We start from the raw sequence: 24763 nt of genomic DNA on the forward strand, positions 1-24763 counted from the left end.
TACGTTTTCTTAGCTTGCTTTCCCGTCCCTTTTATGAAGCTTTTTGAATATTGGCCGAGCTTGAGTTGTTCCAAATTAGGTTGACCCACTCTGGATGATCGATGAAAGGATTACGGTTGCCTTGCCATTTTTGAATGATGTTGTTTCTATTAAGTTCAAATTCATCTACTGGGTCTTGCTCATTCCATTTTAGGAGTACTGAAAGTTTGCCATGGTATGGTGCACTTCCATTATTCAATTTTTCGTTTAATTCTAAATCTACTTTGTCACCTTGTTCATAGCGTGTTGCCATGTAGAATAGAATTCGTGCAACATCACCTTTTACACGATCTGGTGGTTCAAAAGAAGTTGCTGATTTTAAGCATCCATTACATCCACTAACTGGACTTCCGCCGTTATCAAAGTCTAGGTTGCCTCTAGAACTATTCACTTGTACATCTGTTGGGCGCAAATGATGGATGTCTGTACCTGGTCCCTTACTTGTACCGAAGTTTCCGTGAGATTTTGCCCATGTGTGTTCACGATTCCATTGACCAACATTTCCACCATTACTGCTTTTAGAACGTGAAATTCCGGAGTAAAACAAAATAACATTGTTCGGGTTATTAGGATCTTCATCTGTTTCTTTCAAAGCTTCCCATGCTTGATCATAAGAAAGTTCCTTGTGGTCATCGATAATTTCATGAAGTGCAGCTTTTAATGCTTGTCCTTCTTTGCCAATTGCATCTTTATAATAAGTATCAGTAGGTGTTGCGTCAGGTGCCTTAACAGTAACAGTGAAGCTGCTTGTCACACTCTTCTTTCCGTCAGTTGCCGTTACTGCTACGATATGGCTACCTTCTTCTAGATTAAGTGTGAGTATAGATGAATTCTGGTTAATCGTTCCTTTTGTTGCTGTGTAGTTTAGTGGATCGTTATCAGGATCAGAAAAATAATCTGTTAGCAGAAGCGATAGCCCTTCTCCTGCTTTGACAGTTTGATTCGAAAAGTTTTTCTTTAGAATAGGTGCCCTATTTTCATCAGGGGAAGAAGGAGAGCCAATTGGCTCCCCTTCCTTATTTGTAATCTTAATGTCATTTTCTTTTGCACCGTTTTCATATTTAATCGTTTGAATATTTTCAGCGCCTCTAATTTCTTTTACATGTGTTCCGTCAATCGTAACTTCAATAGCTTTTATACCTTTCAAATCAATAATTGCACCATCTTTTTCTGGCTTGATGGTCACTTTCGTTTTCTCAAATCCAGCACCGTGGAATTCTGCATACGCTCCTGTGAATAAGATGCCTTCTGTGATCACAGATTGATCATCAAGTGTAATGGATACGCTTGGTTTAGTAATTATCAATTTCTTCGTATTAAGGTTTTTGAAATTGTAGAATTTCTCAGCCTCAATCGGTGCTACTACCTCTTCTTTTGATAAATCAATTTGAACGAGCACAGGGTCATGGTCACTTGCTCGTCCTGCCATGTCCGTAAAGTCTGCATTGATGTGAAGAATGTCGATTTTCGTTTTGCTTTCTAGGTTTTTAGTCACTAAAATATGATCTAATACTTGTGAGTTACCTTGGTATAAATACGTGTAGCGATCTTTAGGATCTACTTTGTTGATCATATTTGTCATCAGGTTACCTTCATGAATTTTAAGAGACTCAGAGAATTGATAATCGTTAAAGTCTCCTAGAGAAACAACATTTGCACCCGGATTTTTTGTTTTAATATCGTCTACAAAGTTATATACGATTTGTGCAATTTTATGACGTTGTTTTTCGCTATCATATTTTGGTGGTTGGATAGATCCGAATAATGGAGTATCCCCAGTTTTTGAATTCCAGTGGTTCGCAATAACAACGACGCTTTCCCCTTGGAAATCAAATTGTGCTGCTAATGGTTTACGGCTACTGTTAAATGCAGTATTGTTCGGATCAATACGACCTGGGTTAAGTGTTAACTTGCCATCTTCATACCCAACAGCAGTTGTAGGGGAACCTGGTGTAGCACCTTCCGTTAATTTAACACGTTCTGGATTGTATAAGAATCCAACTCGGATATTCGCATTTGGTGCACCGCCGTCTTGATTGTTTACAGGGTCGATATTTACATATTTATATTGGACTCCGCTTTCAGCTTTAATTGCTGCAATCAATCTTCCGTAACTTTGGTCTGCTGCGGAATTTCCTGTGTCTTCACCATTATTATCTTGTACTTCTGTAACACCAACGATATCAGGACTTTCCATATCTGTACCAATTGCTCTTGCTAGTTTTTTAGCTTTATCATTGGAGGTTGACTTTGTATTGTTAGAGAAGTTCTCTAAGTTATAAGAAGCAATTGTTAACTTATCATCTGCTTTTACAATCGTTGTTTTTTCTGGTTTTGCAGTTCCTTTTGAATGAGCTGATTTCATATCATCTAGAGATGCATAGATTTTGTAATTTTGGAATGAATAACCGACAACGCCGGTAATCGGGCCTTTAAATGTATCACCTGTCGCTACTTCAAAATCTCTTGCGGGACCGTTTGGCTCCATCCGAAATTGGACACGATTTGGATTTTGGTTACCTTCTTCATACAATAGTCCACCATGTAGAGAATTTGTTGGTGCATTTTCAAGAACCGTAATAAGATCGCCATGCTCTTGCGGTGCTACTGCTTTCACATTTCCAACTTCTACGCGCATTCCTTCAATACTTTCCCAGAAATCAATCGCGTCTACTGTTGGATTGAAAATGGTTAAATTATCGCTGTCGATTTTCTTTAATGACATTTTTTCTTCATCAATGATGATTGGAGCTGGTAAAGCAACGCCACTCTTAATTACGTTTACTTTGCCACCTTGATCATCACGAACATTGATTTGTGTAGTTTTCAAGTCTGTTGTATTCGCATCAGAATAACCATCATATGCGTATTCATTTACTTTACCAGTAACTGATACTAGATTACCAACTTTGATATTCAACGCTTTATTACCGCTATAAAGTAAAATTGCTTCTGAAGTATTTGGATTATTATCCGCTAACTCGTCAGGAGTTTGAATGTGATAATAGTATGAACCATTCAATGTGAAAGCATATGTAACTACACCTTCGATACCTTCCACTGTTTGATTATTAAAGGAAGTTGTATGACCTGCTCCTTGAATATCATGAATTTGTAGACCATCTGTAATTTTATATTCGAAAGTCTTTACTTCACTAAAGTCACCGTTTTCTGCTTTTACAACTGCTTTTAGTGTTGTATCTTTAGTAATTTCAATCGGAGTTACATATTTTTGACCATCTACTTTTGGATCTTTATCATCTAAAGTGTAATAAATCTCCGCTTTTTCTGTAGTTGTAGATAGTTCTACTGTTTTGTTTCCAACAAATGTTCCACTGCCTGGATTCGCAAACACGGGTTGAATAATAGAGCTATCAGTAATTACATCTTGTTCAGAGCGTGGAATGATTTGATAAGTCCCATTAAACTCTTGAATGATACCTGTGATTGACTCGTATGTTGAACCAGCTATTAAGCCTAAGTTATTATTCTCATCACGAACAGTAAATTTTGTCCCAGCTTCATCCGTACCTGTATAGTTCTGAGCAGCTCCAGAGATCGTTACATTATTTACTGTTGCTAATTTTGATTCGTTCGTTTCGTTCAGTTGTGCACCTGTAAGTACTTCTGGACTTGGTACTACTTTAGAGACAGGTGTACCTACAAGTGTTCCAGTTAATTGTAATAATCCATTATACTCACTTAATGAACCATCAACAGTAATTTCATCACCAAGTTGAACATTCAGAGAGGCTGGACGAACCGCAATTGCAGCCGTTCCATCTTGGATATGAATCGTATTTTTTAATTTTGCTGTTACGATTCCTTTCACTGTTACTTCACCAGTTTTCTGCGCACGTGCATCTGCAATTGAAAGGATTCCAGATTCACTTACTAGTTTGTAATCAAACGATTTAATGTCACTATTAGTGAGACCATCAGCGACAGCAAAAGCTTTGATTGTCATATCTTTGTCAATAACGATTGGTGCTGTATATTTCGTACTAGACATCGTTGGTTCTGATCCATTAGTTGTATAATAGATTGTTGCTCCCTCAGTGGCTGTTGATAATGTGATTTCTGTACCCGCTTGGACATTCGATGATGGAGTAGAAACCGTTACTGCTTCGACTTTACTTTCTACTGGTGTCGTTTCGCCACCATCCATTTCATGCGAGCCTAGGTTTGTAAATGTATCTTTTGGGTGAGTCGTCCACTCTTTATTAGGGTCAAAGGGGTCATTTATCACTTTGTCACCAGATGTAATAGAGCTGTTACGAACTAAAGTGACGTCTGCCCCAAAGTTTACCTTTACACCAGCTTGTCCAATAGAATCGATGACTTCACCTGATTTCTTTAGAACGATTGGATCATCACCATTAAAATTAATGACAGTAGTATTCACTAAATTACCTTTGCTTTGAATCGCTGCACTCGCGTCTTTATGATGAACCACAAACGTCTTGCCACTTTCCAATATACCATTTAATGTCAATTTATTACTAGCTGTATCTGCTCCATTTGTGTGCATTTCTAATGAATACTCACTTAAATTAATCGATTTCCCTGTCCCATTGTAAAGCTCAATTGCCTTGTTAAAACTACTTCCCTCGATATACTCAGAAATAATTAAATCCGTGGGATTCGTAGCAGCATGAGTCACTGTCGGGATCACAGGTGCTACTAAACTTGCTACTAAACTAGCAGATAAAAAAGTATTTACAGGCTTCTTCCAATTCCTTTTCCTCATCTAAACAATTCTCCTTTTTATATACGGTTTTTGACAAAAAAACGCTAAGCATTCAGCCGATTAGCAAACGGCTTGGCAAAAAGAATTAAAGAGTTGTTTCTCCTGTTACTGTGATTCCGTCGAAACCATAGTTATCTCCTTCAAGACCTGAAATATCTAAATTACCTTCAACTTTAATGTTTGTAAAAGATACATCTTCTGTCAGAGTTCCTGTAAGAATCAGATTACCTTTGACAACCGCATGTTTAAAAGAAGCTACGTCTGTTACAGAAATGGTTACGTCACCTTTGTAAACTTTTGGATTTTCAGCTGTTCCTGAGAATTCACCAGCTGCTACACTACCTCCTGGTAGTTCAGTATCAGATTCTTCACCTGCAACGTCTACAATACGACCTTCAATTTTAGTTGGAATTTTGTCTAATGATCCTAAATGTTCTCTTAAGTTCTCCCAATCCGAAAGACCAAGATCCGTTACACGACCTTCTTTATAAGCTTTTTCAAGAACGGTATAGCCGTCTCCACCTTTAGCAGTGAATGCGTTTGTTGCTACTGTATAAGTCTTAGCGTCTTCGATTTTAGTGTAAGTACCATCTGCATTTTTATATGAAATTGAAACTACACGCTCTCCGGCAGGTTTTGAAGAATCGAATTCTACTTTCGCTCCAGATACATGGAGGAAACCACCATTTTCTTTTGGATACTCTTTAAAGCTAATTTCAAATGCCGCTTTTAATTCCGCACCAGTAACATCCATAGTCGCTAGTGTGTTACCAAATGGAAGCACTGTGATTACTTCACCTACTGTGATTGGGCCCGCTCCAATAGCAGCGCGAATTCCTCCACCATTTTGGAATGACATAATTACTTGTTTATCTTTTACATATTCTTGCGCTTTTGCAAGCATGCCATCAGTAATTAAGTTCCCTAGAATAGTTTCACTAGCTCTTACACTTGTGCCCGGTACATAACCTACATCAGTTGTTCTTGGATTTAAAAGTGCATGATCAAGTGTTACTCCAATTTCTTCTTCATTTACAGCTTTGATTTGATCTTTATAAGGTTTTAATAGCTCAACTGCCTCAGCATCCTCGGCTTTATCAGCAGTCTTAATTAACTCTCCTGCATGTCCTACTACTACACCATTTTTATCAAACTCAACATCTAAAGTACCAAGATAATCGGAATACTGATAAGCTTGTACAATAATTGTTTTATCTTTCGCTTCACCTTTTTTATCTTTGTCTATAACTACAGGTGCATTTAATTGTGTATGGCTGTGTCCTCCAACAATTACGTCAATTCCAGGTACGTTTGCAGCTAGTTCTAGATCATTGTCTACAGCTGCATTATCATCGTACCCAATATGTGTAAGTGCTACGACCTTGTTAATTCCCATTGCTTCAAATTCAGCAACCATTTTTTTTGCATCTTCAATATAGTTAGAGAATGTAATTTTCCCTGGACTTGAAATACCTTCTGTTTCAGCTGTCGTAAGACCAAAAATCCCTACTTTTTCTCCATTCACTTCTTTGACAATTCCTGTGTAAATATTCCCATTGTCAGGAGTTGTAGGTATTTTCGTATTAAATAAACCAGTGAATTTGTCATCTTTTGAAAAATCTACGTTTGCGGATACAAACGGGAATTTTGCTGCTTTAATGAAATCAACTAATGCTTTATGACCTTCAGGTGATGAACCAAGGTCAAACTCATGGTTACCGAATGTCATAGCGTCAACTTTCATTAAATTCATAAATTCCAAGTCTGCTTGGCCTAGGAATTCATTAAAATATAAAGTACCAGAGAAAACATCCCCTGCATTTAGTAACAGTGCATCCGGTTTTTGATTACGCACTTCTTTAACTGCTGTAACAAGCTTTGGTGCTTTGTCCGTATTCGCATGTATATCATTTACGTGCATGATGGATAGATTAAAATTCCCATTGCTAACTTTACCTGCTTGGAAATTCTCTACTGCAGTGTTTAATGTTACGATTGCTGTATTTACAGTCTTCTGATTCGCTTTTGTATCCGCTACTATTGCTTCTGCTGCTGTAATCGCATCTTGAAGTATTTTGATAGAACCTATTTTATACTGTCCAACTTCAGTTCCCTCTACTGCACCTTCAAGAGCTGTTTTAGCATTTGCAATTTTTCCTTTTAGTACGTTCTTATCTACTGCTGGAGTTTCTGGAGTTACTGTTACATCTCCTTTAACCTCGCCTTTTTTATCCAAAATTATTGGCGATTCTGCTGTTACCCCATCCGCAACTGTGATATTCGTTACATCATCTGCAACTGTAATTTCTTTTACATTGTCGTTCCCAATAATGATATTAGTTGCATTAACACCACTTAAATCGATGTTGCTATTGCCATTGTCAGGATTCAATACAATCTTTGCATCGTGAAGATTGTCGCCTTTTAGCTTAACTGATTTTTTTATTTCAATATCATTAGCTTTTACTGATCCTAAATCAATTTCCATTCCTGGAGTAGCGGGATCAATGATTACTTTAGCATTTTTTAATGAACCATCTGCAGTTGCATCATTAAGCTGAACTTGTGTTGTAATAACCACTTCGCCTTTAAAAGTAGTTGTCCCAGAAAATTTCACATCAGCGTGAGCTACTGCTGCTGGTATGGTTATTAGTGCTGCAAACGCTGCTGTAGATAAAGCTGCATAAGCTGCAGGTTTCTTAAAAGAAAGTCTTTTTTTATTTTCCATACATTCTCGCTCCTTCAATGTCTATACTATTTAAAGATAAAGAATTCATAAAGCAACATTTCACATAGCATATCTTCCGAACATGGAAATATAAACTTAAGAATCGGGAGAAGTTTAGACTTCTCCCATTTCTCCATCTATCAAACTTAGTTAAGTTTCGTAGTGTTTTCGACTGTTATACCATTAATGTCTAATAGAACACCCTGTTTATCTTTAACTATTAGATTCTTTACAGTTCCATTTGTTAAAGTCAGCTTTTCCCCATTAACCATACCTGTTAAATCAATGGTTAAATTAGTCACCGTTTTTGCTGTAAGATTAAATGTTGAATTTGAAGCAATATCCCCAGAAATCGTAATAGCATCTACTCCTTGTGCAATAGCAGCATTAAAATCAGTTACATTTGTTACAGTTGTTAAGCTATTCCCGTCTTATACCACAATCCTGTGGCTTTCGGTTCGGGCCTACACCGTACGGGCGACTTTCATCGCATACGGCGTGCCATCAGTAGTACTATAATCCCGCAACTTATTTCCCCACTCCTATTTAATCATTGGTATATTAATCCAATGTATAGAAATTGTTTACGTTTTGTAAATATTAGCTAAATCAGTCGCAATAATGGGGAATTTGTCTAAACACGATAAAACTCTTATTCAACATGAGAAACCAGTCGTAACTTATATATGTAGTGCCTAATATAAATATCCGGCACCGCATTTTCATCCATTCTATTCAGCCTAGAAAACCCACTCTAATTCCTAAATACTTCTACCAATACAATGAAAAAAACTGTGACCATTCATCTCGTGGCCACAGTTCACTGTTAAATCGATCTTTACTATACCAGCTATCACCCGGATCAAGGATCGCATTATCAGATGAAGAGGTATCAAAAATCATTAGAGCAACACAATATTAAGCAAAGTATGTCACGGAAAGGCAATTGTTTGGATAATGCGGTCATGGAAAATTTCTTTGGCTTATTAAAATCTGAGCTACTCTACCTGCAAGAGTTTGAAAGTATGAAGCATTTCGAGCAGGAGTTGGAGGACTATATCTATTATTACAATCACAAACGAATGAGGGTAAAATTAAAAGACCTAAGTCCAGTAGAATACCGAACTTAGGTCTTGGAAGTTGCATAAAATTTTATGTCTAACTTTATTGGGACAGATCATCTTATACCACATATCATGGCTTTCGTTTCGATCCTACACCGTACGAGCACCTTTCAGTGCATACGGTGTGCTATCAATAGACATTCTATAAGTAATACAACATGAATCATTATACCTATATACTATCTAAAAATAGGTCCAATCACATTACATGATTGGACCTATTAAGTGTAAAAGCATTATTTTGGGGAAATAAGCTTTTCATAGAATTCTACTACTGACTGGGTTCCTTCGCTCCTGCTGGTTTTATCCTTCTCGTATGTTACCATACAAGTCCAAACGGCCAGCGATCCACACTACTATGAACCCGCAGCCATCTTACTAGTCTCATTGGTGCTAACCCACCTCTTCTAGCAAGACTTCAAACGTTCCATTGTTACCATCCCTCTTTTTGATGACCGTAGGTCTCCACTATTCAGGTATGAGAAAGACCAGTTTAATAGTCAATTTACTGATCTCCATTAAATCATTTCAGATTTAAGGATGAATACTAAACTCCTAGCAATTCTTAGTATTCACTACCTCACCCTGCCTAAGCATGGATTCGTCTCCTAACCATAGTCACCTTTTATGGAACCCCGCCTCAACTTCATGAGTACGACTTCACCTGACTTCACCCCTTCGGTTGTGTTAGAACCTTACTGGATGCAGGAGGATTAGGTACTTGCTCCTGACTATTTAGCAAGTGTAGGAATTTCACCTACAATAAGATAACAATAGTTAAAGGAAATACCTCATGGGTCTAACCATGAAGTCAAAGCATGAGATATTTCTTTCACTTTTTTCACTAGATAACTAGCTTATAAAGTAACGTTTCGTTTAGTTTTATTAAGGAGTTACTACTTTTACTTTCAATTCTTTAGTAGTGTTACCAATCTTAATATTTAAAGTAACATTTGACTCAGTAACGCCATTTTTTAATGTTACAGAAGCAGCAGGTGTACCATTGTTAGAAATTGTAACATCTGCTACTTTCTCAGGTACAATTGTTACTGTTTCAGCTACGATTGCTGTAACAGCTTTGTTACCATATTGATCTACAGTTGCCACGTTAACAGCTACAGGAGTTTCACCTGTTTTTAAATCTGCTACTGTACTACCTGCTGCTAACGTTGCTTCAGTAATAGCTTTTGCAGAATTATAATCACCATTTACAGCTGTTGATGTGAAGAAGAAATCTTGTACTTTCTCAGCTTGCGCAGAAACAACAAATTTTTGTTCTAAAACTTTACCTGTTGCGTTAATTGTAACTGTTAAAGTAAATTCAGTATCTACTTTGTTTGAAGAACTATCAGTATTTAATGCTCCATCAGCAAGAGTAAATGATCCTCCAGTTACTGCTTGTGGAGAAGCTAATTTACCACCAGAAATTGTAGCTGTATATTCACCTGATTCAAGTGCTACTTTTCCACCATTTAGTAAACCATTAACTTTAATTGCTTTAGCGGTTGCTACTTTAGTCTTACCGATTTCAGCAATTTCATATCCATTATATTCAGTACCATCAGTTACTTGCACTTTCACTTCTACTGCTGAATCAATTGTTCCGTTTTGAGTTGCAAGTGCTACTTGTAATGTTGCTGTTCCTTTTTTAGCAGGAGAAACTACATTTCCAGTTAAAGATACTACATCAGATGTACCTACTAATGAAACTGTTACAGGAGCAGTAGAATCTTTCATTACGCGACCATATTGGTCTTCAATGATTAAGTGATCTTTCGCTGTAATTGTAACAGGGTTTTGAGCAGTTGAAATAACTAATGGATTTTTTACTCCACGAACAACAGTTGGTACTGCAGCAGCTTTTACATTAATAGTAATAGTAGCTACTTTGTAAGTTGAAGTTTGGAATACTAGCGCCTGTGTTCCTGCTGAAAGTGACTTTTTATAGTACACTTGTCCATCTTTTACTTCTAGCTCAGATTCAGATACTGTTGTATTACCAACTTTGATACCTTTGTTAGCATCAGCTAATAATTTTTTATCTGTAATTACATTGCCTTCTTTATCAGTAACTGTTAATGGAATTAATGTACTTTCTCCAGCTACAGCAATCTCTGGTTGAGAAACAGAAATGGCATCAGTTGTTGAAGTTTCAGAAACTTTCACAGTATATTTAGCTGATTGGCCGTTTGTTGTAGAAATTAATAATACATCAGTATCACCAGCTTTTAAAATAGCTGACAATGCAATTACTAACTTATCCTTGTCGCCAATTTTAACTTTAGTAGCACTTGAAGCGATTGTTAAATTTGTTGGGTTAGTATTTGTAATTACTAATCCAGTTGCTTTAGCAGCGTCTGTAATTTCTTTACCGTACTGATCTTTAAGGTTTAACACGATAAATGCTTCATTTGCTTTAGATTTATCAGTTAGTGCTACTGCTTCACCTTTAGCATTATAAATACCAGCTACTTCAATAGAAGATACTGTTGATTCAGCTGATAATTTTACAGTTTTAGCTGCTGATGTACCTGTAGCTTGGTCGATTAATACAACTGGTACTAAGTCATTTACTTTTTTACCAACTACTAACCCAGATGATAGTTTAACTACACCATTAGCAGCAGTGATATTAGCTGCATCATTTGTTGTTAAAGTAGTTGTTTTTGTAATGTCTGTACCATATTGGTCTTTAACCACATAGCCAACTGTTGCAGTAGTTAAAGCTGGGAGTACACCATTAGCATCAACTGCTTTATCAACTACAGCTACTTCATCTAAAATTTGGATAGAAGCTACTTTTTGAGCTTCGATTTTAACTGTTCCAGTTAATACATCTTTACCTAGACCAGTTATATTAACTGTATAATCAGCAGCTTGGAAGTTTGTAGCACCTGCTAATTGAACTGATTTTTTGTCTTCAGACCATGTAGCAGTAAAGTTTTGTTTAAAAGTACCACGTAAAAGCTCTAATTGTGCTTTATCTGTGTCTACTGCTTTATTGAATTTAACTTCAATTGTTTTAGCGTTAATCGCACTTACACTAGCAATAGAAACAGGAGAAACAGGAGCTGCAGCTTTTTGCAAGAAGATTGCATAATCGCCACGTTTCGCAGTTTTATCTGTTCCGAATTGTGTAGCTGAAATTCCGTTAGTAATCTCATTAGCTACCAAAGCAGATACTGCTTCTTTATAACGATCAGATACGTCTGTGAATGTAACGTTTCCTTCACCTTTAAGTTCGAAACCTTTTTGGATCCAAAGAGCTAATTCACCACGAGTGATTTTGCTTTCTGCATCAAATTTTGTAGCCGATTTACCATTAGTAATACCAGCTGCTTTAAGTGCATTAACATGTTTAGCAGCACGAGCAGGTACATCTGTGAAGCCTGAAGCTGGTGCTTTTTCAATATCAAGACCTAATACGTTTACAAGTAGAACAGCTGCATCAACACGTTTGATGTCGCTACCTACGCCAAATGTTGTAGAAGTAAGACCGTTAGCACCTTTAGATACTACGAAATCTACAGCTTCTTTGTATTTAGCCGATACATCTGTGAATGATGCTGCAGATGCTATTGGAGCAATTGCTCCTGCTACTAAAGTAGCTGTTGCTGCAGTAGCAACGAATTTACGATAAGACTTTGGTTGGTAAGCCATGTAATAAAATCCTCCCCGTTTTGAAAAAAAATTTAATATTAACGATGTTTAACCATCGAAATAAACAAAATGAATGTCCAGCTCTTAATCTACCATAGAAAAACTTGTCAATCAAATAATTATATGGTTTAAGAGGAAAAACAATCTTATATTCTATTTTACCAAAACTAACAATTTTTTCAACTATTTATTACAAAATCCTCGCTTTGGTAAATATGTGAAGAATAAAACCTATGTAACACGATTTAATTACCACACTTTTACATTATACCTACTAAAAAGAAAAAATGGTAGTGTTCATTTATAGTATTTTAAATTTATCCAATTCTATAGTGCTTTTAACACCTTTTATTCTATTTTCCTTTTAAGAAAAGCGTGAATCACACTCAATTACATATAATTATTACCAGAATTAATCATTTTTAATTTCCATTTTTATAAACATATACCATTTTGTCATTCTCTTACACTAGTAGATAAGACCTGATAATTTTCAAGAAGGGCTATCATTCTAATTCCTTGAAAATTCACTAGACTTTCCTGTATTTCATCTTAAGTTATTCTTATCGCTATCACCCAAACTCCTGAATTTCGATATGTAGTTTCAGTTAAGCAAGCATCACTTTAGGCGTTTTATTATTTAGGAGCTATTAAGTTCACTGTACCACTCTGTTCAAGATAAAATATCACTGAATTTTCTCATAAGTTTTTTCCCTACAAAACCTTATGGAAGATAAGAATAGCCCAAGATCCCTGTTCAATCTTAAGCCTAGCATAAGACGACAAACAAACTGTATGAGGAATGGTCCTCTTTTGACTCTGACTTTGAGGAGTTAGCTGCTTGTGCTAAATATCAAAACCCATTGAAAGAACCTATACTTTCAGTAAACAAAAATGGCCTCAAAGGCAAATTGCCTCTGAAGCCATTTCATTTAATCAATATGAACTGTTCTTCTCGCCATTCTTATATAAGAAGGCAATCGCAAGTCCGGCGATTAGCCAGAAAATAATGTTAAGCTGCGGGATGAAGATCAAGTTGTTAGATAGATTTTGTACCATAAATGTTACGCTGCCTGCGAAAACACCAAGTGCTACAACCTGTCCAAGTAAATCTTGTTTAAAATACAAACGAGCAAGATATAAGAAGTAGGTAATGTAGATACTTAGGAATGTGAGGATCCCGATGATCCCTGATTCAGCCATTACTTTCAAATAGGAATTATGAACAGAATATTCATCATGTCCGATATCCAGATCTGGATATTTCGTGACGAATTCCTTGTAGCGGACTAAGTAGTTCCCTGTACCGACACCGATAATAGGATTATCCTTAAACATCACCCAGCCAGTTTTCCAAAGCGTCGTCCGTGATACGACTGCACGATTCGTTGTCGCATCATCTTTTATCTTATCAATATCAGCATCATCTAATGGTTCGTCCCCAGCCAGATCTATATCCGTATCCGTACCACCAGGTATTAAGTTCGGCGAATTCGGGAAGACAAGCGTCTGAATTGCGTAGATTGCTGAGTTTGTTCTTGATTGGAAATCAGGCAAGAAATACACGATAGCAAAAAGCACGACAGTCGCGATTAAAAGATGTGGCTTTAGAATATTCTTAATAAATTTCTTTGGCATAATAATAATGACTAACACGAGCGCACATGCCATCGTTACCCATGCAGCTCTTGTATACGTTAAGATTAGGTTAATGACATATATGCCATAGAAGGCAAAGAAAAACAACTGTACTTTCTTATCTTTGAAATAGACCACTGCAAATAGTAGTAGCGATGGGATAATAAAGTTAAGGAAAGCTGAGTAGTAGTTCGGATTCGTGATCGTCGAATACACTCGGCCCTTCGCTTCTTTCAATGCATATAACCCAGCTACGTTCAGCTTGAAGTTAAATACATATGTGAAGAGTCCGTATACACCAACTAATAGAGCAGCTAGAGCAAACACTTTTGCGAAGTTGATATATTGCTTTTTTGTGAAATCAACTTTCACGACAATTAGGAATAAGAACACATACGATAAGAATCGTGCAATTTCCATAATCGCCGGTGTGAGCGATTCTGCTTTTACTAATGAAATAAGTGATGCCAGTACAAACAAGGCAAAGGTAATCACAAATGGCTTAGCTGGGACATTATTTAGTTTAATGGTTCCCTTCATATATTCCCAAGCTGCTATGATGACCAATAATGGAATTAAAATAATCTCTATGGATAAAGGCAAAGGCCCTACATCTGTTTTGAAATATACGAGTGGTATTAGAAACAGGTGTAATAACACCAGAATATACGTTAGACTGTGCTTCTGATTCATCTTCGTCTCCCCTCATTTACTCGCTGATGGTCCGCTTTAGGCCCATTTTCACATCCGCTGAGTAACCTTTTTTTTTAAGTAAATTTGTTAACAAATTATCCTACTATACATTACATGATGAGACTGTAAATAACAATAGTAACTATTCGATTTCTGAGCTTATTTCTTGCAATTACTTTTTTTATGTGAATCCTTTTTCCCCACGACTTTTTCATAGGTTTGACTTGTTAATTCAAACAATTGGTCGAGTGAAAAATTTACTTTGGCATGCTCATATAGATTCAAACCACGTTCTTGTAGCTTGTTCTCTGTATGTAGCTGATACGCTTCCTTTATCGCTTCATAATACGCATCGACATCATTAACATCCGTCACCCAGCCGTACCGCTTATCCGTTACAAGCTGTCGTACTCCGCCAACATCTGTTGTCAGGATTGGGATTTGTTGATTCGCGGCTTCCAATAAAGCGAGTGGAAAGCTCTCACTATGTGATGCCAGTAACGCAATATCCGATAGGCTATAAAGCTCGTCCACATCTTTCCTGAAGCCTAAGAATTGAACTTGCTTTTCCAAACCTAGGTCAGAAACCATGCGTTCAATCTCCAATTTAATTGGACCGTCGCCAACTAACAGAAGATGGATCTTCGGGTTATTGAGCTTCTTAAGTGCTTGTAAGACGAGATCATGCCCTTTAATCGGGTGCAGACGCGCAACCATTGTGAGAACCATATCATCCTTGTTCAGGTTTAACTTGTGTCGCATTTCCAACTGTTTCTGAAGTGGCTCCGTGAAATCTATTCCATTATAGATCGATTGAATCTTATCTCCGTTAATTCCGAGTTCCATCAAATTTGCTTTAAAACGATCGGACACAGCGAAAAAGTAATCAATCTTTTTAAGAGTAGACAAATTCAGCTTCGTAAACAGAAACCCTTTGACTCCACCCTTCATGAAATCAAGCTTTGGATCACTATGTATCGTTGTCACCCAGGCTGCCTTCATGTTCTTTTTAATTAGAGAAAGATACAGGTTTGCTCTTGGACCATGTGAATGAACAATATCAAATGCTTCTTCATGAATGAAGCGAGTCAATTTCTTTAAGACAGAGAGATCATAACGGGATGACTGGTTTATCAATTCGACTCGAATGCCCGCAAGTCTCGCTTCTTCAGCTAAGATTCCTTCCTGAAAAACAAGCAGACAAACTTGTCCGGCTGGAAATTTCTTAAGCAATGTATTCACGTGCTTACGGGAGCCACCTGTTTCTCCACCGCTGATTACATGCAATACTTTCATTTAAAAACCTCCGATATAGCTTTCCCTACTATTAAGAAAGAAACAGTCTAAGCCCAAGAAAACCCCTCTGGCACGTTTTTGCACCAAAGGGTGGATTCAACTTATTTAGAAAACAACACTCTCATCAAGAACTTTGGTAAGGCGAGCTGGCGTTTGAGACGCTTGGGCTCTTTCAGTAATCGGTATAACCATTCGATCCCTAATTTTCTAAAAAATAATGGCGCACGCTTCACATGGCCTGCGAATACGTCAAAGCTACCACCAACGCCTTGAAAGACGCGTACATTCGTCTTATTCATATTTTCTTGAATCCAAAGCTCTTGCTTCGGGCTCCCCATCGCCACAAATAATAAATCAGCGTTTGCTTGATTGATTTTATCAACGACAAGCTTCGCATCCTGGACATAGCCATTTTCGTAGCCAGAAATGTGGATGTTCGGATATTTTGCCTCGATATTCTGTTTTGCTTGGGACACTACTTCTTCCTTTGCTCCATATAAAAACACTCGGTATCCGGATTCTGCGGCAAACTGGAGTAATCGATCCATCATATCGACACCTGTCACCCGTGATGTAATGCTGCCGCCTTTTAATTTTGAGGCGAGTAGCACACCAATTCCATCAGGGATCTGGTACGTAGACGAATTAATCAACTCTCTTAATTCTGTATTTTTCTCCGCTTTCATCACTTTCTCCGGATTTACGGCGATGATTGTCGATTTCTCATTTTGTTCCATTCTCATTTGGAGGTCGGCGATAATTTCTTCGTAGCTTAATGGTGAAACGTCAACTCCGAAGTATGATTCTTTTTTCATATTCATCTTCCTTATTATTCAGCTACAGACTCTTCCTGAATCGCTGATAATTTCGTTAAGTCTCCAATACGGTACACCATTAAATCTGTACGATCAGAAACTTTCAAGCAATTTCTTGTATCGAAAACCACTGGTGTTTTCATATTTTCTAGCAAGGCTTTTTCATCCACCGTTTTGAATTCATTATGGTCCACGAGAATTACGAGTAAATGAGCATCTTTTGTCGCTTCTTCTAGAGAGACGAGTGGGAATGACACTTGTTCATCTCTCACATGTGGATCATGAACTCTGACATCGTATCTTGAATTTCCAAGTAATTTCTCAGCAATTTCGATCGCTGGACTTTCACGAATATCATCGATGTTTCCTTTATACGTTAAACCGCATACCGCAAGGACAGGGTTGTCCAATTCAGCAGTCATTCTGTCAATTTGTTCGACAACGAAGTCTGGCATCGAATTGTTGATGCGTCGGCTTTCCGTAATAAGCGGTGATTCTTCTTTTGCCTTTTCAATAATGAAATAGGGATCCACTGCTAAACAATGACCACCAACACCAGGTCCTGGTAGGTGAATGTTTACGCGGGGATGTCGATTCGCTAGTTCAATTACGTTATGTGCATTCACGCCCAGACGCGCAGAAATCTTCGCCAGCTCATTGGCTAAGGCAATGTTTACGTCACGGAATGTATTCTCCATCAACTTAGACATTTCTGCTGTAACGGCTTCTGTTTCAATGACATCACCTGTAACGACAGCACGGTATACGTCAGCCGCTTTTTTCGCAGCAATTGGCGTAAGACCGCCGACAATACGTGTATTCTCGATTAATTCGATTAAAATTCGGCCAGGAAGAACGCGTTCTGGACAATGAGCAAGATACACATCCTTTAATGGATCGAATCCAGCTTCTTTAATGATCGGTGCCACCACATCATCCATCGTACGCGGTGGGATCGTGGATTCAACAATTACGACGCTTCCTTTTTCCAAAAACGGCACGATCCCTTTTGTTGCATGGATCACATAATCCACATTCGCTGAAAAATCCTCATGAATCGGTGTTGGCACCGCAATGATGAAGACATCTGCTTTCTCAGCTGTCACAGAAGCTCTAAGCTTTCCTGTTGCTACAACTTCTTTCACTAATTCTGGAAGACCCACTTCTTCAATGTGTATGTTTCCTTTATTTAAAGAATCTACGACTTTTTCATTTACATCAATTCCAACGACTTCATATCCTGCCTTGGCAAATACGGATGCAGTTGGTAAACCAATATATCCTAATCCGATAACACAAATTTTTTCCATGTGACAAGGACCTCACTTATTTTAGTAATTCATGTCAAACTTCTTTTTATTTCTAAAATAGTATATCAGAAGTACAGAGCGCTTGCATTAATAAGATTGATAGGTGTGCGTATGAATGGTAAAATACATGGGTGGTTTACTGGAAGTATGTTTCCTATTAACCCGGTTCTTTACATACTTCATGCAGCTCTCTATAGAGGAGGAAAATATTTTTGAAAATTGTTATATCAGGATTCTATGGGCTTGGCAACACGGGTGACGAGGCCATTCTTGAATCGATTATAGATAACTTACGTGACGGATTAGACAAGCCAGATCTCACTGTCTTTTCGCTTTCACCCGAGCAAACGTCCAATACTTTCCAAGTAAAAAGTGTGTATCGCGGCTGGCGTCATGAATTTAAGGAAAAAGTACGAGCACTGAAGGACGCAGATTTATTGATTTCAGGCGGCGGCGGTTTACTCCAGGATGCTTATCCGACTAAATTCCTGTTCGGTCCGCTTCCTTATTATTTACTCATTGTTTTGCTAGCTAAGCTCTGCGGGACAAAGGTCATGTTTTTTTCACAAGGAATTGGTCCTGTTACTTCACGCTGGGGCAAGATCTTAATGAAGCTGTCCAACCTCGCTGACTTCATTACCGTCCGTGATCAGTATTCAAAGGATTATTTAGAGAATTTAGGCATCAAGAAGCCGGAAACCGTTGTGACATCAGATATTGTGTTTGCATTTAAAAAGAAAGAAGACAACAGTTGCATCGAGTCTCTTCCTTTAAAGGGATCTGAGAAATTAGTAGCTGTTTCGGTCCGGCCTTGGTTCGAGCATGTGAAGCAATTCGAGCAAATGGCTGCCATTCTTGATACACTGATTGCAGAGCGCGGGATTACACCTGTATTCGTACCGATGGAAGGTCATCATGATAAAAACGCAAGCGAGCAAGTCATGGCTCATATGAAGTCTGCGGATCAATGCTTGATGCTCGGAACTGATTTCACGCCCAATCAGTATTTGAATTTTATCGGCGAATGTTCGATGACAATTGGGATGAGACTTCATGCGTTAATTTTCTCAACCTTGATGGGGGTTCCACATATCGGCTTTAGCTATGATAAAAAGGTAGAAAGCCTATTGAAACGAAGTGGGATGTGGGAATACTCGGCTGATTTACATGAAATTGATGTCCCGCAATTAACAACGAACGCACTCATGCTATTAGATGAGCGTGCTCATTACAGCGAGATTGTTACAACGAACGCCAAAGCGATGCGTACAGATGCATTACGCAATATTGATTTACTGAAAGAGAAATTCTAAGTCTAACGTTAGAGGAGTCTATTCATGAAAATTTTAATTGCTACTGCCTATGATTACCCTCATGCAGGAGGACTATCGACACATGTTGCAACCCTTCAAGCAGGCCTTGAGGCACTTGGCCATGAAGTGGATGTGCTGTCGTTTTCTGATGTATCGCCAGTATCAAGAAAATTATTGGCCCAAGGTCCAAGCTTTCTGTTAAATAAATTTAAAAAAGGGAAAGGCATCATCTGGAGCCATAAGATGCGCCAAAGATTCCTTAAAGCACTCATTGAAAAAAATAAAGACAAGCAATATGACGTCGTGAATGCCCAAGATCCATTTACAACGCTTGCTGCGATCGAAAGTGGCATTCCAACCGTTTCAACCGTGCATGGCTATATGACATTTGAATCTGTTAGTAAAGGTTCCATGGATGAAGGCAGTACTGAAGCGAAAATCATGCAGGATATCGAAATCCAAGCCTATCAAGGCACTAGAAAAATCATTACGGTTGATCAACGTCTTCGTGATTATGTGAAGGATTTGTCAGGTGTCCAGGGTACTGCAGTCAGTAATTTTATTGATATCCACGGGTTCGAACCTAAGAAGACAAAAAAGGCTGAATTGCGTAAGACGTACAATGTCGACGTTAACGCTCCTGTCATTTTTGTTCCAAGAAGATTAACAAAGAAAAACGGTGTTATCTACCCGGCACTTGCTTTGCCACAAGTATTAAAGAGCGTGCCAAATGCTCAACTTATTTATGCTGGCAGTGGAGAAGCTTTAGCCAATATTAAAGAAATCGTCGCTGAACATAAACTGGAAAAACATGTGACTTTACTTGGTGCAGTATCCCACGATACAGTGAAGGATTATTATGCGCTATCAGATGTCGTGCTCGTTCCAAGTGTTCATTCAGCAGGCGTGGAGGAAGCCACTTCTATTTCCGCATTGGAAGCTATGGGCTCTGGTTCCCCACTTGTCGCTTGCGCTGTCGGCGGCTTGAAAGAAATCGTCATTAACGGTGAAGACGGTATATTAGTAGAAGAAAAAAATGTAGAAGAACTCGCAGAAGCAACGGCTTATCTATTGCAAAATCCTGACAAAGGCCAAGAAATGGCAGATAAGGCTCGTGCAAAGATCGAAAAGGACTACTCTCATATCGCCGCAGCTAAAAAGTATTTAGAGGTATATGAAAGCGCATTGCGTTAAAGTGAGCCTTCAATCAAATCGTTTCCACTTCACTTTGTGGTAACAATTTGATTATGACTGTCCGTCAAAGCGGGTTATTGAAGTAAGGCGGCTACTTTTGCCTTACTTTTTTTATCATTCTGTTTACAAAAAGGGGTTTCATAATGACATCACTAAAAAAAACGGCTGTCTGGCTTACTTTGCTTGCGATTTTCTTGAAGCTATCTGGCTTTTTGAGGGAAAGTATTATCTCCAGGCAATTCGGCGCTGGCATTGACACAGACGCTTACTTCGCCGCATTTGGATTCATTACGCTAGTTTTGGCGATGATTTCAGGCGGATTTAATAATGTCTTCCTACCGCTTTATGTGAAATATAAAAAGACAGAATCACAAGTAGCGGAAAAAGCCGCCAATGGCATCATGAACTCAACCGTCCTGATTTTCCTAGTAATTTCAGCATTTGCAGTTTGGCTGGCTCCTTATTTCGTTCCACTTATTTTTCCAAATATGAATCCCGCTGCTGAAGTTATTACGATTAAACTCTCGCAACTATTCTTCATATTCATAAGTTTGATTGCGTTAAATGGAATTCTTGAGTCCTATTTGCAAGGGCGTCGAATCTTTGTTCCCGCACAAATTTCAAAAATCCTAGCCACTTTAACAGGTGCTGTTTTCGCCATCCTTTTCTCCGAACAATGGGGAATTTACAGCTTGGCATATGGATTCATCGTCGGAATTATCCTAGGGATCTTCGTTCAATTTTATTATTTAGTCAAAAGTGGGTTCTCCTGGTCCCCCACCTTAAAGGTTGATGTTGACTTTCGAAAAGCATTCCTAGTATTGATTATCCCATCTTTGTTGAATTCTGTTGTTGGTCAAATCAACTTACAAGTCAATAGATCTTTTGCATTTGGCACAGGTGATGGTTCTGTAACCTATCTAAACTACGCATCTCTCTTAGTTAGTATTCCGAATGCGATCTATGCGACAACCATTGCAGCCATCATTTTCACACTGTTGTCGGAACAAGTTGACGACATGAAAAAATTCCAAAAAACAGTGTTTATGGGCATGGAGATTTCACTTGTCACACTGATGCCCATCGCAGCTGGTTTACTCGTTGTCGGTGATGCGGCCATTTCCTTCATCTATGAAGGCGGAAAATTCACGGCTGCTGACACGCAAAAGACGTATTTGGCTCTTGTCTGTTACTTGCCAATGATCGTCACTCAAGGACTTCAGTTCATCACATCAAAGTCCATGTACGCTCAAGGGAAAACAGCTACTATCTTCCGAATTAGCGTCACAACCATTGTCATCAACTTTGTTTCAAACTTATTAATCGTGGATCGTTATGGCTATGTGGGACTAGCTATCACAAGCTCAATCGTTTCCGTTTATTATCTAGCTGTTTCATCCGCCGTCGTCTATAAGGATTTTCCAAAATCAGAATTACGGCGACTTGTTGGGTTGTTCTTACGAGTCATTCCGCCAACAATCATCATGGCGGCTCCAATTTGGCTGTTAAAAGCGTACACACCTATTCATGACTGGTACTCCTTATTCCAGCTTGCATTACTCGTTCCGATTGGCGCCGTGCTGTACGCCAGCTCACTGTTTGTGTTCTACCGCCAAGGCTTTAACAGACTTCTAAATATGTTGAAACGAAAGAAAGCTAGCGCTTAATATACATTCATGCTCAACTCGCGTATTAAATAGCGAGTTGAGCTTTTTTGTGAGTTTTGCGCCTGGATACGTCGGAATAAGCAAACATAACGGAGATAAATTCGATGCTAATGAGTCAATTTGTAAATAATGAATCGGAAACCTCGTGTAATTGATCCAAACTTGTCAGTAATTAATCCGAACTTCACAGAATTAATCCATATATTAAATAATTAATCCAAACTCCCCTTTCTATGCCCAAACAAAAGGCCGACACTCACCAGTGTCGGCCTCTTTCCATTATTTCGCGATATTCACATTAGTAACATAATCTGAGTGGATATAGCTAAATTCTGCTGTGTTGCTGTCTGATAGGATTTTATACCAGTTTGTGTTTACAGTTCCCATGATAATCATTGGATAACCATCACTTGGATATTGGAATTGCTTTGCAAACGAAGTTCCTGCATCTTCACGAACGTTTACCCATTGATTTGTTAGGCCGATTTTGTATGGGTTAGGGTTGTTGATGAAGTCTTTTCCACCAAGTTCCTTATCTACGCGGTACATGTGTCCAGCTACTTTTTGGCCCCAGTATGCATCAGATGCATAGCGGACGTTAATTCCACGGTATTTGTTACCTGGCGCTGCACCGTTATGATATGTAATTTTTCCATTTTCAGGAATAGGTACATAGTTTTTGTTTAAATAGTTGTTTGCGAGACTTACCATGCTGTCGTACACAGTTGCATATTTTTCTCCATCCAACGGGTTGCTGTCAAACACTTTAATTCCAAATAGGTTGTTTGAATTTTGAGCATGTGGACTTTGACCATAGTTACTTTCATGCATTGCCATGCCTAATATGAGCAATGCATTGATATTATACTTGCTTTCAATTTCCTTCAACTGCGTACCTATTCCAATAAGCTTGCTAATTTTCGTTGCATCTTTGAAGTTGGCATAACTTTTTGGATTACTAACATATAGAGCTTCAATCTCTGCTAATCTTTGCATGATATATGCATCAAGCTCAGCCGCCGTATAATTGGTCTTTGCTCTTACTGAAAGCATATTGAAATATTGGTAAGCTGTTCCAACCGTTGTACCAGATGTTGTTTTGAATGTGTTACCATCCCAGCTGTAATATCTTACGCCTTGTTTTAAGAATGATGGCGCAATACCAGTTGTGTATGATAAATATGATTTTTTATTATTATCATATAAGTAGTGTACTAGTTCACGGTCTGCGTTTACAGAATAATAGGATCTGTTATCCCCCATCTTTTGACTTGGAAGGAGGTAAGCATTATTATGCTTTACATATCCTGTTTTTCCAGCTACTTTGACTGTAATCTTGTTTTCATCTGAAGTCACATATTCCATCTCGGTCGGGGGCGTACCACCCGCTCCGGCATCAACAGGCATTATGATTGTTTTTAAGTCGGACTGATAAATGACTGTCGTGTTTTGTTCAACCGAAGGATTTGCAACTACGATTCCATTTGCCATTTTTACAATTTTGCCATTATACATGACAATCTGTGTAGCTTTATTCGTAATAGCACGATCTGCTTCATCTAGAGTGGTATATTTTTTAGTGCCTTCTGTAATTGATCCATCAGCCGCAATAGTAGCAACTTTGAAAGCGCTAGGCTCCGGTGTTGGTTCTGGTTCCGGTGTTGGCTCTGGTTCCGGAGTAGCCCCTGGATCTGTATTCTCCTCATATACTTCAACCGCCTTAAGCATTCTGTAAATAAATGCAGCTGCTTGGGCACGTGTCGTTTCGCCTTTCGGATCAAAGCGTAAACTGCCATCTTGCTTTCCATTTGTATAATTCGGAATACCCGCAATTATGTTTAGTGAAACCATATTTGCAATGGATGCTCTTGAAATAGAGCTTGTAATTAGATTTGCATCGGTAAAATTCAATGAGCCCTTTTCACGTGGGACCTTTAGGAAAGAAAGAGATTTATCAATCATATTCGCAGTTTGTTCCCTCGTGATTGTGTCATTCGGACCAAATTTACCATTTTGGTAGCCTGTGATAATGCCAGCTTCAACTGCGGCATTGATTTCACTTGCCAATGGAGCCGTTGCAGGAACATCCGAAAACTTAGTAGTACCTCCAGTTAACCCAAGTGCACGCGAGATAAATGCTGCAAACTGTGCTCTCGAAACATCTTGATTGGGTGCATATTTTCCGTTTGAATAACCAAAAAGAACACCTTTTTTTATCATTTCTCGCATTTCAAATTCCAATGAATGATTTGTCAGATCATCTGCAGCTTTTGCTTGTTTAATAGGTAATAATGAAACTACTAGCAAAAGACTTAAGAGGATCGTCATTATTTTCTTCATGGTAAACTCCCTTTCGTTTCCATCATTTTGTCTGCACCTGATTGAATAGAAATTTGTAAAAAATACCTAAATTAATTATTTTTACATTAATATAATAATTCTACCAAAAATCAGTTGATAGTATAATGATATTTTCATATTAATTACGTTTTCTAGCAGGTAACTTCTGTAAATCTACTAATCTAAAAAAAAGGCA

The 24763-nt window shown here is 38.2% G+C and carries 11 protein-coding genes and 1 pseudogene; 4 read left to right on the plus strand and 8 right to left on the minus strand.

Translation table 11 applies throughout. The annotated features are described in order from the left end of the window. Window positions 1-31: 31 nt before the first annotated feature. Complete coding sequence (locus ACIQZI_RS18720) at window positions 32-4789, minus strand: endonuclease (RefSeq protein ID WP_403075870.1); 4758 nt, start codon at window positions 4787-4789, stop codon at window positions 32-34. An 85-nt stretch (window positions 4790-4874) separates the two neighbouring features. After that, window positions 4875-7517 (minus strand): bifunctional metallophosphatase/5'-nucleotidase, encoded by a 2643-nt coding sequence (locus ACIQZI_RS18725; RefSeq protein WP_403075872.1) that lies wholly within the window; start codon window positions 7515-7517, stop codon window positions 4875-4877. 854 nt (window positions 7518-8371) lie between these two features. Between ACIQZI_RS18725 and ACIQZI_RS18730 the strand changes: the two are divergent. After that, window positions 8372-8647, plus strand: a pseudogene (locus ACIQZI_RS18730) (IS3 family transposase); the annotation flags it as partial. Between the two features lie 879 nt (window positions 8648-9526). On the opposite strand, the gene ACIQZI_RS18735 reads toward ACIQZI_RS18730, so the two are convergent. The 5 genes from ACIQZI_RS18735 to ACIQZI_RS18755 form a co-directional block, all read right to left on the minus strand. After that, window positions 9527-12301 carry an S-layer homology domain-containing protein gene (locus ACIQZI_RS18735; protein WP_403075874.1) on the minus strand — a complete coding sequence of 925 codons (2775 nt, stop codon included), beginning with the start codon at window positions 12299-12301 and terminating at the stop codon, window positions 9527-9529. Between the two features lie 936 nt (window positions 12302-13237). Further along, window positions 13238-14632: an O-antigen ligase family protein gene (locus tag ACIQZI_RS18740; protein WP_403075877.1), complete on the minus strand. Its 1395-nt coding sequence runs from the start codon at window positions 14630-14632 to the stop codon at window positions 13238-13240. Between the two features lie 159 nt (window positions 14633-14791). Next, complete coding sequence (locus ACIQZI_RS18745) at window positions 14792-15928, minus strand: glycosyltransferase (RefSeq protein WP_403075880.1); 1137 nt, start codon at window positions 15926-15928, stop codon at window positions 14792-14794. A gap of 101 nt (window positions 15929-16029) precedes the next feature. Next, entirely contained in the window at window positions 16030-16743 is a 714-nt protein-coding gene (locus ACIQZI_RS18750; protein ID WP_403075883.1) for a WecB/TagA/CpsF family glycosyltransferase, read from the minus strand. 14 nt (window positions 16744-16757) lie between these two features. Continuing rightward, window positions 16758-18053, minus strand: a complete 1296-nt coding sequence (locus tag ACIQZI_RS18755) for a nucleotide sugar dehydrogenase (RefSeq protein ID WP_403075886.1) — start codon at window positions 18051-18053, stop codon at window positions 16758-16760. Between the two features lie 212 nt (window positions 18054-18265). On the opposite strand from ACIQZI_RS18755, the gene csaB reads away from it, so the two are divergent. The 3 genes from csaB (at window position 18266) to murJ (ending at window position 22227) form a co-directional block, all read left to right on the plus strand. After that, entirely contained in the window at window positions 18266-19366 is a 1101-nt protein-coding gene (gene csaB, locus ACIQZI_RS18760) for a polysaccharide pyruvyl transferase CsaB (RefSeq protein ID WP_062185503.1), read from the plus strand. A gap of 24 nt (window positions 19367-19390) precedes the next feature. Beyond that, window positions 19391-20560, plus strand: coding sequence for a glycosyltransferase family 4 protein (locus ACIQZI_RS18765; RefSeq protein ID WP_403075890.1), 1170 nt, complete (start codon window positions 19391-19393; stop codon window positions 20558-20560). Window positions 20561-20703: 143 nt separating this feature from the next. Beyond that, window positions 20704-22227, plus strand: a complete 1524-nt coding sequence (gene murJ, locus ACIQZI_RS18770; protein ID WP_403075893.1) for a murein biosynthesis integral membrane protein MurJ — start codon at window positions 20704-20706, stop codon at window positions 22225-22227. A gap of 279 nt (window positions 22228-22506) precedes the next feature. Here murJ and ACIQZI_RS18775 read toward each other — a convergent pair whose 3' ends face one another. After that, a complete protein-coding gene (locus ACIQZI_RS18775; RefSeq protein WP_403075900.1) occupies window positions 22507-24567 on the minus strand; it encodes an S-layer homology domain-containing protein in 2061 nt (686 codons plus the stop codon). Between the last annotated feature and the right edge of the window lie 196 nt (window positions 24568-24763).

Source organism: Peribacillus sp. NPDC096379, assembly GCF_044762875.1.
GTDB lineage: Bacteria > Bacillota > Bacilli > Bacillales > DSM-1321 > Peribacillus.

What these genes read in the sequence shown, in the direction of transcription:
- ACIQZI_RS18720 (WP_403075870.1), bottom strand. Translation starts at nt 4,789, where the DNA reads ATGAGGAAAAGGAATTGGAAGAAGCCTGTAAATACTTTTTTATCTGCT.
- ACIQZI_RS18725 (WP_403075872.1), bottom strand. Translation starts at nt 7,517, where the DNA reads ATGGAAAATAAAAAAAGACTTTCTTTTAAGAAACCTGCAGCTTATGCA.
- ACIQZI_RS18735 (WP_403075874.1), bottom strand. Translation starts at nt 12,301, where the DNA reads ATGGCTTACCAACCAAAGTCTTATCGTAAATTCGTTGCTACTGCAGCA.
- ACIQZI_RS18740 (WP_403075877.1), bottom strand. Translation starts at nt 14,632, where the DNA reads ATGAATCAGAAGCACAGTCTAACGTATATTCTGGTGTTATTACACCTG.
- ACIQZI_RS18745 (WP_403075880.1), bottom strand. Translation starts at nt 15,928, where the DNA reads ATGAAAGTATTGCATGTAATCAGCGGTGGAGAAACAGGTGGCTCCCGT.
- ACIQZI_RS18750 (WP_403075883.1), bottom strand. Translation starts at nt 16,743, where the DNA reads ATGAAAAAAGAATCATACTTCGGAGTTGACGTTTCACCATTAAGCTAC.
- ACIQZI_RS18755 (WP_403075886.1), bottom strand. Translation starts at nt 18,053, where the DNA reads ATGGAAAAAATTTGTGTTATCGGATTAGGATATATTGGTTTACCAACT.
- ACIQZI_RS18765 (WP_403075890.1), top strand. Translation starts at nt 19,391, where the DNA reads ATGAAAATTTTAATTGCTACTGCCTATGATTACCCTCATGCAGGAGGA.
- murJ (WP_403075893.1), top strand. Translation starts at nt 20,704, where the DNA reads ATGACATCACTAAAAAAAACGGCTGTCTGGCTTACTTTGCTTGCGATT.
- ACIQZI_RS18775 (WP_403075900.1), bottom strand. Translation starts at nt 24,567, where the DNA reads ATGAAGAAAATAATGACGATCCTCTTAAGTCTTTTGCTAGTAGTTTCA.